This is a genomic window from Deltaproteobacteria bacterium (assembly GCA_016210005.1).
Taxonomy (GTDB): domain Bacteria; phylum Desulfobacterota; class Binatia; order HRBIN30; family JACQVA1; genus JACQVA1.
The window spans coordinates 1-12,652 of sequence record JACQVA010000166.1; the positions used below are offsets into that span (position 1 = coordinate 1).

13 protein-coding genes are annotated in these 12,652 nt (G+C 64.2%); all 13 read left to right on the forward strand.

Translation table 11 applies throughout. From position 1 onward, the window contains the following. Positions 1–173 precede the first annotated feature (173 nt). The 13 genes from cas6 (at position 174) to cmr6 (ending at position 12,645) form a co-directional block, all read left to right on the forward strand. Positions 174–1,280, forward strand: coding sequence for a CRISPR system precrRNA processing endoribonuclease RAMP protein Cas6 (gene cas6, locus HY699_15980; protein MBI4517305.1), 1,107 nt, complete (start codon positions 174–176; stop codon positions 1,278–1,280). Between the two features lie 327 nt (positions 1,281–1,607). Next, positions 1,608–1,880, forward strand: coding sequence for a type II toxin-antitoxin system MqsA family antitoxin (locus tag HY699_15985; protein MBI4517306.1), 273 nt, complete (start codon positions 1,608–1,610; stop codon positions 1,878–1,880). A 539-nt stretch (positions 1,881–2,419) separates the two neighbouring features. Beyond that, positions 2,420–2,827 (forward strand): HEPN domain-containing protein, encoded by a 408-nt coding sequence (locus HY699_15990; protein ID MBI4517307.1) that lies wholly within the window; start codon positions 2,420–2,422, stop codon positions 2,825–2,827. Beyond that, a complete protein-coding gene (locus HY699_15995; protein ID MBI4517308.1) occupies positions 2,796–3,236 on the forward strand; it encodes a nucleotidyltransferase domain-containing protein in 441 nt (146 codons plus the stop codon). Before HY699_15990 ends, HY699_15995 begins: the two co-directional genes overlap by 32 nt. A 507-nt stretch (positions 3,237–3,743) precedes the next feature. Further along, positions 3,744–4,859: a TIGR02584 family CRISPR-associated protein gene (locus HY699_16000; protein ID MBI4517309.1), complete on the forward strand. Its 1,116-nt coding sequence runs from the start codon at positions 3,744–3,746 to the stop codon at positions 4,857–4,859. 94 nt (positions 4,860–4,953) lie between these two features. Beyond that, complete coding sequence (locus HY699_16005; GenBank protein ID MBI4517310.1) at positions 4,954–5,334, forward strand: DUF4258 domain-containing protein; 381 nt, start codon at positions 4,954–4,956, stop codon at positions 5,332–5,334. Beyond that, the gene (locus tag HY699_16010; GenBank protein MBI4517311.1) at positions 5,310–5,603 is read left to right on the forward strand and encodes a type II toxin-antitoxin system MqsA family antitoxin; all 294 of its coding nucleotides are present in this window, start codon (positions 5,310–5,312) and stop codon (positions 5,601–5,603) included. The genes HY699_16005 and HY699_16010 overlap by 25 nt, the downstream gene beginning before the upstream one ends. A 3-nt stretch (positions 5,604–5,606) precedes the next feature. Further along, a complete protein-coding gene (locus tag HY699_16015) occupies positions 5,607–5,816 on the forward strand; it encodes a hypothetical protein (GenBank protein MBI4517312.1) in 210 nt (69 codons plus the stop codon). Then, on the forward strand, positions 5,813–8,848 hold the full coding sequence (gene cas10 / locus HY699_16020; GenBank protein MBI4517313.1) for a type III-B CRISPR-associated protein Cas10/Cmr2: 3,036 nt from the start codon (positions 5,813–5,815) through the stop codon (positions 8,846–8,848). Before HY699_16015 ends, cas10 begins: the two co-directional genes overlap by 4 nt. A gap of 9 nt (positions 8,849–8,857) precedes the next feature. Then, positions 8,858–10,030 (forward strand): type III-B CRISPR module-associated protein Cmr3, encoded by a 1,173-nt coding sequence (locus HY699_16025; GenBank protein ID MBI4517314.1) that lies wholly within the window; start codon positions 8,858–8,860, stop codon positions 10,028–10,030. Between the two features lie 16 nt (positions 10,031–10,046). Next, positions 10,047–10,964 (forward strand): type III-B CRISPR module RAMP protein Cmr4, encoded by a 918-nt coding sequence (gene cmr4 / locus HY699_16030; protein MBI4517315.1) that lies wholly within the window; start codon positions 10,047–10,049, stop codon positions 10,962–10,964. After that, positions 10,957–11,310, forward strand: coding sequence for a type III-B CRISPR module-associated protein Cmr5 (gene cmr5 / locus HY699_16035; GenBank protein MBI4517316.1), 354 nt, complete (start codon positions 10,957–10,959; stop codon positions 11,308–11,310). The genes cmr4 and cmr5 overlap by 8 nt, the downstream gene beginning before the upstream one ends. Positions 11,311–11,313: 3 nt before the next feature. Continuing rightward, positions 11,314–12,645: a type III-B CRISPR module RAMP protein Cmr6 gene (gene cmr6, locus HY699_16040; protein MBI4517317.1), complete on the forward strand. Its 1,332-nt coding sequence runs from the start codon at positions 11,314–11,316 to the stop codon at positions 12,643–12,645. Positions 12,646–12,652 lie beyond the last annotated feature (7 nt).

The window sequence follows — 12,652 nt, forward strand, 5'->3', positions numbered from 1 at the left end:
GTACACAGTACTGTCAGACTGGTGAGGATTTGCCCGGTCGGCTGCACGTTACCCACAGATTTGTCGCACACCCCTGCACTCCTTAGCGGATTGAATCCGCTTGCATTGTTTGCCCGAATAGAACTAAGGTCCCGCCTCGTTGTTTCAGCCCGAAACCCGGGGCGGGTTGTGCGATGCTCGACGAGCTGGCCAAGATTCGTTTCGCGCGTCTGCGCTTTCAGTTGCGAGCGCAGACGCCGCTGCGTCTGCCGCCGTACAAGGGCTCGACGTTGCGGGGCGGTTTTGGAATGAGTTTCAAAGACGCCGTGTGCGTCGTCGCGCACCGCGACTGCGAACGGTGCATTCTGAAGACCAAATGCGCCTACCCGTACATCTTCGAGACCCCGGTGCCGAACGGCAGCCGGCGGCTGGCGAGCCTGGAGCACGCGCCCCATCCGTTCGTCATCGAGCCGTCGCTGGACAGCCAGACGCGCTATGCGGCAGGAGGCGTGCTCGTGTTCGTGCTCGTGCTCGTCGGCCGCGCCATCGACTACCTGCCGTACTTCATCTTCGCCTTCGAGCATCTGGGATGCGATCGCGGGATTGGCAGAGCGATCGAGGCGGAAGGTGAAAGTGGAAGGGCGAAAGGCAGAATGAGCGGCGGCGCCCGAGGGAAGTTCACCGTTGAGAGCGTAGTGGTCCTGAACGCCACAGGCGAGGGCGCGCTGGTGTACGACGGCCAGTCGAAAACGCTGCGCGGCGACCTTCATCCGCTGACCATCCGCGACGTCCTCGCCCTCACGCCTGCCGCCTCCCGTTCCGTTCCCCTCACGCCTGCCGCCTCTCGCCTGTCGTTGTCGTTCCTCACCCCCACCCGTCTGATCTTCGACCGTGCGCTGGCGACGGTGCCGGAGTTCCACATCCTGATCCGCAACCTGCTGCGCCGGCTATCGAACCTGGCGTACTTTCACTGCGACGGCGAGTTGGCTCTCGACTTCCGCGGACTCGTCGATGCGGCCGAGCAGGTCAAGCTGCTCGAGAACCGCACGCGCTGGCACGACTGGGAGCGCTACTCCGCGCGGCAGGATACGAAGCTGAAGATGGGGGGCGTAGTCGGCGAGGCGGTGTACGAAGGCGAGTTGGAGCCGTTCGCGCCTGTGCTGGCGCTCGGCGAAGTGCTGCACGTGGGCAAGGGGACGGGGATGGGACTTGGACGATTCAGCCTCGGCAGCCCTTCCTCCCTCGCCCGCACCACCGCGGGAGAGGGTCGGGGTGAGGGTACCGCGCGAGGACTGGAGTAGATTGGTCTGGCTGCTGAATTTCAAAGAATCGCGCGACTGCGGGCTCGCCGCGACCGATTTGAGCTGTCACAGCACGCGCAACGCGAGGCGGCTGCGGAGTAGATTGGCGTTGATGACATCAAGATCGTTCTCGAATCGGGCCTTGAACTGGAGCCGTATCCGAATGATCCGCGTGGTCCCAGCTGCCTCTTCGTCGGTTGCGACCAGGGGGGGGCGATGGCTCCACGTGCTGTGCGGGAACTTCGACCGCACGACGCTGCTGATCATCACGGTCTATGAACCACAGCCGCCGAAGTGGCAAGATGCATGGACGAGGAGCGTGAAGCGATGAATTCCGCGAAGCGTAAGGCGACGGTAGGCAAAGCGAGGGCCACGGAGAGCTGTTACTTCTGCAGACGAGGCGTCCTGGAGCGACGGCGTGTCACGGTTGACTTCCGTTGGGGTGATGAGCTGACGGTAATCGAGAACGTCCCGGCCACGGTTTGCAACGAATGTGGCGAGCAGTACTACGCGGCGAACGTAGTCCGGCAGATGGAGCGGTTCGCCAAAGCGAGGCGTTGCGAACGTGAGCTACGGGTACCGGTCGCAACGATGCGATAGAAACGACAGATAGGGACAGAGACAGGGACGGGAATGGCGAGCACGAGCGCGAACACGAGTCCGCCTCTGGCTCCCTCGCCCGCAACCCTGCGGGAGAGGGTCGGGGTGAGGGTTCCGAGTGGTGAGGTGCATGGACGAGGAGCGTGAAACGATGAACCTTGCGGATCCGAGAATCCTCTCACCGCAGAGGGCGCGGAGGAACGCAGAGATGACGCGGTCCGAGACCGCAAAGCGGGAAGCGGCGTCAGCCCGTTCGCTCTTGGCGCCATGCTTTGAACTGCGAACCGCGACGGCTTTCGGCAGCGTCGACCTGCTCCGAATCACGAGCACGAGCCACGAACACGAGCACGAGCACGAAGATCGGGTTGGGGCGGTATGCGATGGATGCGGGACAGGGATGGTTGCTCCCACCTTTGGCCTTTCAACTTTCCACCTTCCTGGCTGCCCCCGTGAAGTGCTGCACGTGGGCAAGGGGACGGGGATGGGGTTGGGGCGGTTGCGCGCAGGATGCTAGAAAGCCGACTGGAGAGAAGAGTGCGATGGATCGATCTGCCGACTTTCTCGCTGACAGCGACGATTTTCTGGGGGCGGCCGGCGAGCTCTTGCAGCACAGTCGGTGGTCGAAGGCCTGCTTCTGTGCCCAGCAAGCGGCTGAACTGGCGGTCAAGGCGGCGCTGAATCGTTTGGGTATGGATCGGCGCGGGCACGATGTCGTCTCGCTCATGGTCGAGCTACAACAGCAGGTGGCGGCTGTGGGTGTGCTGCTCGACAAGGCCAAGATCCTTGATCAGTACTACATTCCGACCCGCTACGGGGACGTGTTCGGCGGCGGCTCGGCGACCAGTCACTACACACAGGCGCAGGCCGAGCAGGCCATCGCCTTCGCTCGCGACATTTACGAGGAGATGAAGGGCATTGTTCAAGCGGGGCCTCAAGAAGCGGAGTGACGACGCGGTCGCGCGCTTCGTGGCACAGCTCGGCGACGAGGTGCGCCTGCGGTGTGTGTTGGTGTTCGGCTCGTACGCCCGCGGGAATTTCACCGAGGGGAGTGACATCGACGTGTGCGTGGTAGCAGACGGGCTGCCGGCCGACATCTTCGCGCGCCGACACCTGCGAGGGCGCACGGTGATTGCGGGCATGTCGGCCATGGGCTTCACGCCGGCGGAGTTCCTGGAGCTGCTGCAAGCGGGGAACTTCTTGCTCTTGGACATCATGGCCGACGGCGTGGTGGTGTTCGACGACGGGTTCTACCAGCAAGCCCGCGAGGAGTACGCGGTCGTCGTCCAGCGCCGCGGGCTGGTGCGCGAAGAGAAGGGGTGGCGGTTTCGCGTAGAGCAGCCGGCCGGTGCGAAGTGACTCAAATGACGAGCACGACTCATGATCTCCTCGCCCGCAGCACCGCGGGAGAGGGTGGGGGTGAGGGTACTGAATGACCTCCGCTTCCGATTCATCTGAACCGTGTCAGCGACGGTTCGGCCGACTGATTGATCGGCTGGTTTCCCGAGCCGTTGTACCGTTCATTGGTGCGGGCATCAGCAACGACGCGGTCCTCGGCTCGTCGTGCAGCTGCCGTCCGTCTTGTGGCTTCAAACCAAAGACTCCATGGCTGCAGGAGCGCCTTGCGAGGCGTATCGCTTTAGCGGATTGAATCCGCTTGCATTGTTTGCAGGAATAGAACTAAGGTCCCGCCTCGTTGTTTCAGCCCGAAACCCGGGGCGGGTTGTGCGATGCTCGACGAGCTGGCCAAGATTCGTTTCGCGCGTTTGCGCTTTCAGTTGCGAGCGCAGACGAGGAGCATGCCCCGGCGCGCCCGCGGAAGACGCCGTGCGGTGACAGTGCGGGCAACGGGGTGTTGAGTCGATCATGGCCGTTCGCACGCTGCTGTTCGTTGCCGGGGCCTCACCGCAGATCATCACCGAGACGGTGTGGGCGCTGGTGCGCGACGGAGTGAGCGGGGGCGAAGTCTTCGTGCTCACCACCACGCGCGGGCGTGAGAGCATCATGCAGCAGCTGCTGCGGCGGGGCGGCAAGTGGAGTCAGCTGCGCAGCGAGTATCCGGGTGCGCGGCGGTTCGGGTTTACGCCCAAGTCGATCGAGGTGCTCAAGGGTGCCGATGGGCGGGAGCTGGACGATGTGCGCTCCGGCGCGGACAACGTGGCGGCGGCGGACCAGATCGCGCGCCGAGTGGCCGCGCTCACCCGCGACGGCAGTCCAGCGCTACACGCCTCTATTGCCGGCGGGCGCAAGACGATGGGCTACCTGCTCGCCGCGGCGATGATGCTGTACGGCCGCGCCGAGGATCGGCTCTCGCACGTGCTGGTGCATCCGGCGGAACTGGAGGGTACTGATTTTTTCTTCCCCCCCAACACGCGGAGCAACGCCCGCCTCCGCTATCGCGGGCCAGCAAAGAAACCCGTTCGCGTCCAGGCGGCCGCAATCAAGATTGAACTGGCGGAGTTGCCGTTCCCGCGTTTGCGTGCAGTTGGCGACGTCCGTGAGCGGACCTCTGTGAGCTTCTCCAATCTGGTGATGCAGCTGCAAGGGGAGATCGATGTGCTGACCGCCGCTCGGGTTTCGGTGCAGCCAAGTGAATCTCTGGTGATTTGCGGCGCACAGGGGGTGCACCTCTCTCCGGTCCGCGCCGCGATCTACGCCTTGCTCGCCGAACAGCGGCGCGACGGGTGTCGCCAAGCCGATTGTAACGGGTGTCCGTCGTGCTTTGTCTCCAAGCAGCACGTTGAAGGGGCTTTCCGCGAGCAACTGAGCGCATGGATGCGCAAGCAAGAAAGTTCCGGCGTGAATGCCGTGCAGTGGACGGTCAAGAACTTTCTGCCTGAGGTGCCGAAGATCAACGTCGCGCTTCGGCGGTGTCTCAAGGGCGGCAGCGAACCCTATGAGATCAAAATGTGGGGACCCAAAGGCAACCGGCATCACGGGCTGACGTTGCGTCCCGAGGCGATCGCGGTGTCGTGGGAGTGATCTGCCAATGTTGACGCCAACGTTGCCGCGTACACGGGAGCTCTCGACGGGTTACGGCGAAGGAATTACAGAGTTGCGCATGCAAGCAACGCCGATGACGTTGGCGCCGGCAATGAAAGAGCGGAAGCGGCACGAAGCCACGTGGGGAGCGCAAGAAGAAGCGCATCGCGCCATCGAGAAATTCACCGGCCGCATCCAACGCCAGGTGCTCTCTCACCACGCGCAGCAGGAGGCGGCGGCGGAGCGAATTGCGGTCAACGACATTAGGACCGTCCTCGAATCAGGTGCGGAACTGGAGCCGTACCCGGACGATCCGCGCGGTCCGAGTTGTCTCTTCGTCGGCTGTGACCAGAGGGGCCGATGGCTTCACGTGCTGTGCGGAAACTTCGACCGGGAGAACCTGTTGATCATCACGGTCTATGAACCGCGGCCGCCGAAATGGCAAGATGCATGGACGAGGAGAAGATCACAATGAATTCCAAGAAGCGTGTTGCGACGGTGCCCAGAGCCCGCGGCGAGGAGACCTGCTACTTTTGCGGCCGAGGTGTGCTGGAGGGCCGCCGCGTAACGGTGGATTTCCGCTGGGGCGACGAGCTGACGGTCATCGAGAACGTGCCCGCGAAGGTGTGCACCGAATGTGGCGAGCGCTACTACGCGGCGAAGATTGTGCGGGGGATGGAGCGGCTCGCCAAAGCGGGGCGGCATGCACGGGAACTCCGAGTGCCTGTGGCAACAATGAGGTAGACCATGTTGCTGAGAGCACAAGCCATGCAGCCCGCATCAGAGGGGCACGGCGCTGCCTTTCATGCGGCTGACGACCTCCGCAACCTGCAGGCCGAAGAGCGCAAGCGCCACGAAGCCACCTGGTGCGCGCAAGGCGAAGCCCACCGCGCCATCGAGAAGTTCACCGGCCGGATTCAGGGCCGAGTGCGAGCGATCGTGGAGGGGCGGGGATGAGCGGCGAACAAGACCGGTGGCAGGTCAAACTGGCCGCCTGGGTTCACGATCCTGCAGAGAAGGCGCTCGTCTTGTTCCGTGATCCAAGCGGTCACGAGGGCGGCACGACACGTGCCCTTCTCCGAAAGCTCTTCGGTGACGGTGGCATCCCGAGTGAGGTTGCGAACGTCATCCGTTGGGCGGACCGTTGGGCTGCGGCTGCGGACCGCCCGCAGTTTCCGGTTGATGTGGAGAATAGATACGCCGCGTGGGCGCGCGTCGACTTCGTGAAGAACGCGGTTCTCGTTCACCCCTTGACCGGGAAAGAAATCGCTTTGGGCACGTTAGTTGACACCGGGCTCGATCCGGCGGCTCTCAAAGCGGTGTCGACGGACCATCTGGAGCGGCTGATTCTCAGGGATGACGGTGGTGTCGACTGGAAGCGAACGTTTCTGAATTTCTGGCAGAACGCGCAGGTCAGCCCTGCACCCCGCTTGGGGGCGCTGTGGCAGGTTCTGCCCGCGGACACCCGAGTCCCGGATCACTCAATCTGGGAACACCTCAGGCTGACATCCGCCTTTGCCGGGGCGATGGCGAACGGAGACATGCCGGCGATTCTCGCGGTGTCGCTCGGCCCGGTGCAGTCGTTCATCGCTCAGGGGCGGAGCACGTCGGACCTCTGGGCGGGATCGCACCTGCTCTCGCACATGGCGTGGGAGGCCATGCGGGTCGTAGCGGAGCGTTTCGGTCCGGACGCCATCTTGTTCCCCGATCTTCACGGCGTGCCCATCGTCACGGCCTGGCTCAGGTCGCAGGTTGGTGTTGACGACGGCGAAGATCCGCTGGCCGGCGAGCTGAAGTCGCAGACGGATGCCAACCCGCTCTTTGCAGCGGCGTTGCCAAACCGGTTTGTCGCGATTGTGCCGGCCGGCGCGGCGGAGGCCGTCGCTCGCGACATCGTGTCCGACGTCCGGTCGTGGGTGCTGCAACGGGCGAAAGCGGCCTGGAATCGTCTGGGGACGGAAGGTGAAGTCAGCGCCGCTGGCCTGAACTACGGCATGTCACAGATCGGGAGGCAACTCGATGGTTTTCCAGATGTGCACTGGTGTGCGGTGCCGTGGAAGCTCGTCGAAACCGATGCTGCCGGTCGAGTGACGGGAACGAATCGGCTCGGGGAGGCGCTCTCACCCTTCTATCCAGCCGATCACGATGGGGCGACACCGGGGTTTCTCGGAAGCGCGGCCTGGAAGGTGATCAACCAGGAATCACAGATTGAGGGAATGGCTTTCTTCCAGCCCAACGGAGGAGTGCTGTACCCGGCGATATACGATCTGCTCGACCGAGCGCTCGGGGCCTTCAAAACCTCCCGCGAGTTCTCGGAACTCGCGCAGGAGGGCTATCGCTGTTCCCTTTGCGGCATCCGTGAAGTGCTGTGCACTGACGAGGAGGAGCGCAACAGCCGCGCCGCCCAGGCTCCCATGTGGAGCCGCCTGGAGCGCAAGTTGCCCGCGTGGCTTCGAGAAAACGAGCGACTGTGCGGCGTGTGTCTCCTCAAGCGACTTTGGCCGGTGCTGTTCACCGAGTCGAGCGAGGTCAAACAATTTGTTGGGGAGGAAGGCCAAGTTCGGCGGTTCGTCGTGTCAACGCACACGATGGCGCTCGCCACGACCCTGCAGCGACTCGTGGCCCGGCATGCGCAGATCGTTGGTCGGCCCGAACTGCGAGACCTCCTCGATGGCATCCAAGAACACGAGCGCCAGGGGCGCTCCGGATTTCGGGTCGCGCTCCCGCGCAAGGTTGTACGAGAGCTTCGCGACGCTGGCGAAGAGGTGCGGCGTCTCGTGCGCGCGCTTCCGGGCTGGCTGGATGACCTGTCCGACCAAACGGACGAAGATGACGAGAATAACCCAGGGGTCACGCGGCGGCAGATCCTGCGCAAAGCGCAATCGTTGATCAGGGAGAACCCGGACGAAGAAGGGAGCCCGTCGGAGGAGGCCTACTATGCGCTGGTGCTGATGGACGGCGACCACATGGGAGCCTGGCTCTCCGGCGCCGAACCTGCTCAGAGAACGCCCTACCGGAGTATCTTTCATCCGGCGATCCGGGCGGAGATTGAGAACCGCGTACAACATAGTCCTGTTTTCAGCAGCTACTTGTCGGAGCACGCCCCCCCGTCCCCCTCGTACCACGCGGCCATTTCGCGCGCGCTCAACGGTTTCTCCTTGCACGTTGCTCGCAGGGTGGTCGAGGACGTTCACTGCGGCAAGCTCATCTACTCCGGTGGGGACGACGTCCTTGCGATGTCCTCGGTAAAGGATGTCCTGTCGATGATTATGGCCCTGCGCTGTGCGTACTCCGGCACAGTGCCGGCGAGCGACCAAGAGACGGTGTGGCGATTGCTCAATCTCGAGGATCACGGTCTCCTGTTGAAGAACGGTTACGCGCTCATCGAGCGCAGTCGATTACTCCTTCGAACGATGGGGGAGCGCGCCACGGCGTCGGCCGGCGTGGTCATTGCGCACCACAAGGCGCCGCTCGGCTCCGTTCTCCGGGAGGCGCGTGCGGCGGAGCGGGCCGCTAAGGCGGCCGGGCGCGATGCGTTCAGCATTAGCTTGATGAAGAGGAGCGGTGGGATTACGCGTTTTACGTCGCACTGGTATCTCCATGGCATCGGCGAAACGCAGGCGAGCGCGGCAGGGATTCTCTTCCGCCTGCGCGATGTGCTCGAAACAGCGGTGTCGCGCCGCTTCGCATACCACACGACGGACTGGCTTCAGCAGTTGCCGGCGAATCCGGCCGAGCCACTTTCCGAGGAACAATTCCGGGAAATGCTGGCGACGAATCTACAATACCAACTCGGACGTCAGTCGGTGGAGAAGCGGGAGAACCCAAACTGCGGCAATTTCCGCTCCCTGGCGGAAGATCTTGCTGCTTTCTCGATCCAGGCATGGAAAGACCACGGGGCGGAGGCGGAGTTCAGCGCCGTGAAATTCCTCGCCGACGCGATCACCGTGGCGGAGTTCCTGGCGCGCCCGCCACGCGGGGATCGCTGAGAGATGCCCATGACGATTCGACACGTGTTCATAGAACCGGTCGATGTGCTTTACCTGCGCGGGAACCGTCTCTTTGCGGACGCCGGGCACGGCGAAGCTGTCATGCCGCCGTGGCCCTCCCTCTTCGCCGGCGCGCTGCGCAGCCGCATCCTCGCCGACGCGCGCGTCGATTTCGACGCCTTCCGGCGCGGCGAGGTGGCCGACGATCGCGTGCGTGCGTGCGTCGGTCGGTCGCCTGCCGAGCCGGGCGAGTTCCGTATCGTTTCGGCATGTCTCGCCAGAAACGCCGGAGAACAGGCGGGCCTTTTCACCCCCGCTGCATCTGATCTCGACGTGGTCAAGCAGAAAGCGGGGCCGTTGGTGGCGAACTCCCTTCACCCCGTTGATCTTCGCGGGTTCGGCATAGCCGGGTCAGGCGGCTTGCCGAGACAGGCGGTCTTGCGCTCGTCCGCACCGGCCAAGTCCGAGGAGGGAATCTGGCTCGACGCGAGGGGGATGGCAGCCTATCTCCGCGGGGGGTCGGTCGCCGCTGATAGCCTCGTCAAAGCGGACTCTCTCTGGAAGCGCGACCCACGTCTCGGCATCGGGCTCGACGGTGCCCGCCGCACCGCCGCGCAGGGGTTGCTCTACACCTCCGACACCGTGGCGCTGGGTCAACACATCGGCTTTCTGGTTGGGGTGGCCGGGGCCGGGGAGCTGCTACCGACCAGCGGTCTATTGCGTCTCGGCGGCGACGGCCGCGGTGCTGCCGTGACGGAGTGGTCGGGTGCTGAATTGCCACGGTTCGCGCTGCCGACCGGTGCGCAGCGCTTCCGCATGATTCTGTCGACGCCCGGCTGGTTCGGCGAAGGCGGCTGGCTGCCGCCCGGCGTGGTTCGGAACGAAGAGGAGCACTGGTTCGATCATCAGGGGTTCCGGGCGCGGCTCGTTGCGGCGGCGGTGCCCCGCGCGGAAACGGTCAGCGGCTGGGATTTGGCCGAAGGGAAGCCCAAGGCGGCGGTGCGCGTGGTCCCGCCAGGGAGCGTCTACTGGTTCGACCGCGCCGAGGGTTCCCCGGGCTTCCTGGAGGAACTGACGACGACAGGGCTTTGGCCGCTGTTGGGCAATGACATCGAGGCGCGCCGGCGGCGTGCGGAGGGATACAACAACGTCTGGATCGGGGCCTGGCCGAACGGCCGGTGAGGGAGGACGAGCGACGATGTTCGAGAGCAAGGCGGCTTTGTTTCTCTACTGCGTGAGTCCGGTACACATGGGCGCTGGCACCGCCCTGGGGGCGATCGACAACCCCATCCAGCGCGAGCGCCACACGGGACACCCGTGCATGGCGGGTTCGGGCATCAAGGGGGCGATGCGCCACGTGGCCGAGACGCTCTGGGACAAGGGCACGGTGAAGAAGGTCTTCGGACCGGAAACCCAGGCGTCCGAACACGCGGGGGCGTTGAGCCTGAGCGACGCGCAGATCGTTCTCTTCCCGGTTCGGAGCCTGCGCCGATCCTACGTGTATGCCACGTGCCCGACTGCGCTGGCTCGATTGCAACGCCTCCTGACCTTCGCCGGCCAGGCGCAGAAGTGGTCGATCCCCAACGTCTCGGGCGAAGGGTGTGATCTCGCAAACGACGAATTAAAGACGAACGGCAGCCTGGTGCTCGAAGCCTACGAGTTCAAGCCGTCCGGCGATGGACAGAACCTGAAGACGATTGCGGGGTGGATCGCGACGAACGCGCTTCCGAATGACGAGGCGCACTGCTACTTCCGTGAGAAGATCAAGTCGGACATCGTCCTACTCGCCGACGAGAAGTTCTCGTACTTCGTCCGCAATGCTACCGCCGTCGAGCCGCACGTCCGCATCAACGACGACAGCGGAACGGCGGACGGCGGCGGCCTGTTCTACACGGAGAACCTCCCACCGGAAGCGCTGCTTGTGTCACTCGCGATGGCCTCGAAGGACCGGGAAAACGGCGACCTCGATGCCGAGAAGGTGCTCAGCACCGTCAAGACCGGGAACGACAGCGGCAACGGGTTCGACGGTCGACTCCTGCAGGTCGGCGGTGACTCGACCACCGGTCGGGGTCAGGTGATGCTCAAGTTCGTGGCTGGGGAGGCGGACAATGCCTAACCTGGATCAGCAGAGGGCGGCCTACGCGTGGAGATGCGTCAGCGAGGCGCGGTCGGATGAGTACACCAATCTCGCCAAGGGGGCGCCGGCGCTGATCATGTCGAACGGCTTGATGCAGACGCTGGCGTTCTACCAGAGCAAAGGCCACAACGAATTGGTGCGCCACATCATTGGTGGCGTGCAGAACATCCTCGCCCGCTCCGGGGATCCTCAAACGCTCGACTTCAACAAGGCGATGGAGCGGCTGCACGGTGGAGCGAGCGAGCAGTACATGCGTGCGACCGAAGAAGCGCTCGAGGTTCTGCGCTGGATTCGGCAGTTTGCCGCGGCCCGAAAGGGAGGGTGACCCATGCCGGTCGCCGTTCCAGCATATGCCGGCAAAGATGTTTCCGCCGCGCCGCCGGGTCACCGCTTTCGCCTGTACTTCGACGGTTGGCAGGACAACTGGCACCTCAACAAGGACAAGAAGTACGCCACGCTGAAGGGTTCGTGCGGCCTTGGGAGAGACGCGACCGCGAACGTTAGCAGCCTGCGCGCACGGCAGTGTGCGCTCGCAGCGGCATCCGGTGATGTCCTCACCCTCGATGCTCGCAGTACTGCACCGCTCGTGACCGGCGTGGGCATGGAACACCCGCTCGAAAACGGATTCGCTTTCCTCGACCCGTATGGCCTGCCGTATCTCCCCGGCAGCGGAGTGAAGGGCGTGATTCGGCGGGCCGCGGAAGAACTGGTTCTGTTCTCAGACGATCCGAAGGGCTGGTCGGTCGGAGCGGTGTGGTGGCTCTTCGGGTTCGATGCAACGAGCGCATACCTGGCGCGGGCGGAGGTGAATGACGAAGCGGCGGAGCGCTGGAGGCAAGCCTATTTCGAGTCGCTGAAGCGTGACCGTGATCTTGCGAGCGCGTTGATCGCCGCTCATAGGGATGCCCTGAAGGAGGAGGCCTGTCGAGACGTTCTGGAGCGTGGCCCCGAGGCGTTACCTGGTTCGAAGGCGTGCAGGAGAATTCACCAGGCGGGCGCGCTGGAGTTCTGGGACGCTTTCATTGCCCCGGCGGGAGACCGGATGCGGGTCGACATCATGAACCCCCACTTCAGCCACTACTACCAGAACGGGGGACCTCCTTCGGACGACGGTAGTCCCAACCCGATCTTCTTCCTCGCCGTGCCAGCCGGCTCGGAGTTGACCTTCCACGTTCGCTTCCAACCGGGCGGCAATGTCCCGGCACGCGTGCACGAGTCGTGGATGGCGCTCGTGCGGGAGGCGTTCCTCTACGCGCTCGACTGGCTCGGTTTCGGTGCGAAGACGGCAGTTGGCTACGGCCGTATGGTGCTTGACAAGGAGGCCGGTGATCGGCGGAGGGCGGAGTCCGAGAAGCGCGAGACCGAGCGCCGTCGTCGGGAAGACGAAGCGCGCAAGGCGCGTGAAGCGGAAGAGCGGCGCCAGCAGATTGAATCGCTCGGGCCGCTCGAAAGACTCCTTCTCGAACTCAAGGACTGCAACGACAACCGTGCCCACGAGATTTTCGCAAAGGAGTTGCCCAAGCTGAGCGGCGAGGAGAAGGGGGCGCTCGCCATCGGGCTGCGCGAGGCATACATCCGGCTCGGCAAGTGGACCGGTAGGCAGTCCGACAAGCAGTCGACCAAGAATCGGACGCTTGAGTCGATCATCGGAGACAAGTGAACGGGGC

Coding starts and splice junctions, on each gene's coding strand:
- cas10 (MBI4517313.1), top strand. CDS start 5,813: ATGAGCGGCGAACAAGACCGGTGGCAGGTCAAACTGGCCGCCTGGGTT.
- cmr6 (MBI4517317.1), top strand. CDS start 11,314: ATGCCGGTCGCCGTTCCAGCATATGCCGGCAAAGATGTTTCCGCCGCG.
- HY699_16005 (MBI4517310.1), top strand. CDS start 4,954: ATGACGTTGGCGCCGGCAATGAAAGAGCGGAAGCGGCACGAAGCCACG.
- cmr5 (MBI4517316.1), top strand. CDS start 10,957: ATGCCTAACCTGGATCAGCAGAGGGCGGCCTACGCGTGGAGATGCGTC.
- cas6 (MBI4517305.1), top strand. CDS start 174: ATGCTCGACGAGCTGGCCAAGATTCGTTTCGCGCGTCTGCGCTTTCAG.
- HY699_16000 (MBI4517309.1), top strand. CDS start 3,744: ATGGCCGTTCGCACGCTGCTGTTCGTTGCCGGGGCCTCACCGCAGATC.
- HY699_16010 (MBI4517311.1), top strand. CDS start 5,310: ATGGACGAGGAGAAGATCACAATGAATTCCAAGAAGCGTGTTGCGACG.
- HY699_15990 (MBI4517307.1), top strand. CDS start 2,420: ATGGATCGATCTGCCGACTTTCTCGCTGACAGCGACGATTTTCTGGGG.
- cmr4 (MBI4517315.1), top strand. CDS start 10,047: ATGTTCGAGAGCAAGGCGGCTTTGTTTCTCTACTGCGTGAGTCCGGTA.
- HY699_15985 (MBI4517306.1), top strand. CDS start 1,608: ATGAATTCCGCGAAGCGTAAGGCGACGGTAGGCAAAGCGAGGGCCACG.
- HY699_16015 (MBI4517312.1), top strand. CDS start 5,607: ATGTTGCTGAGAGCACAAGCCATGCAGCCCGCATCAGAGGGGCACGGC.
- HY699_16025 (MBI4517314.1), top strand. CDS start 8,858: ATGACGATTCGACACGTGTTCATAGAACCGGTCGATGTGCTTTACCTG.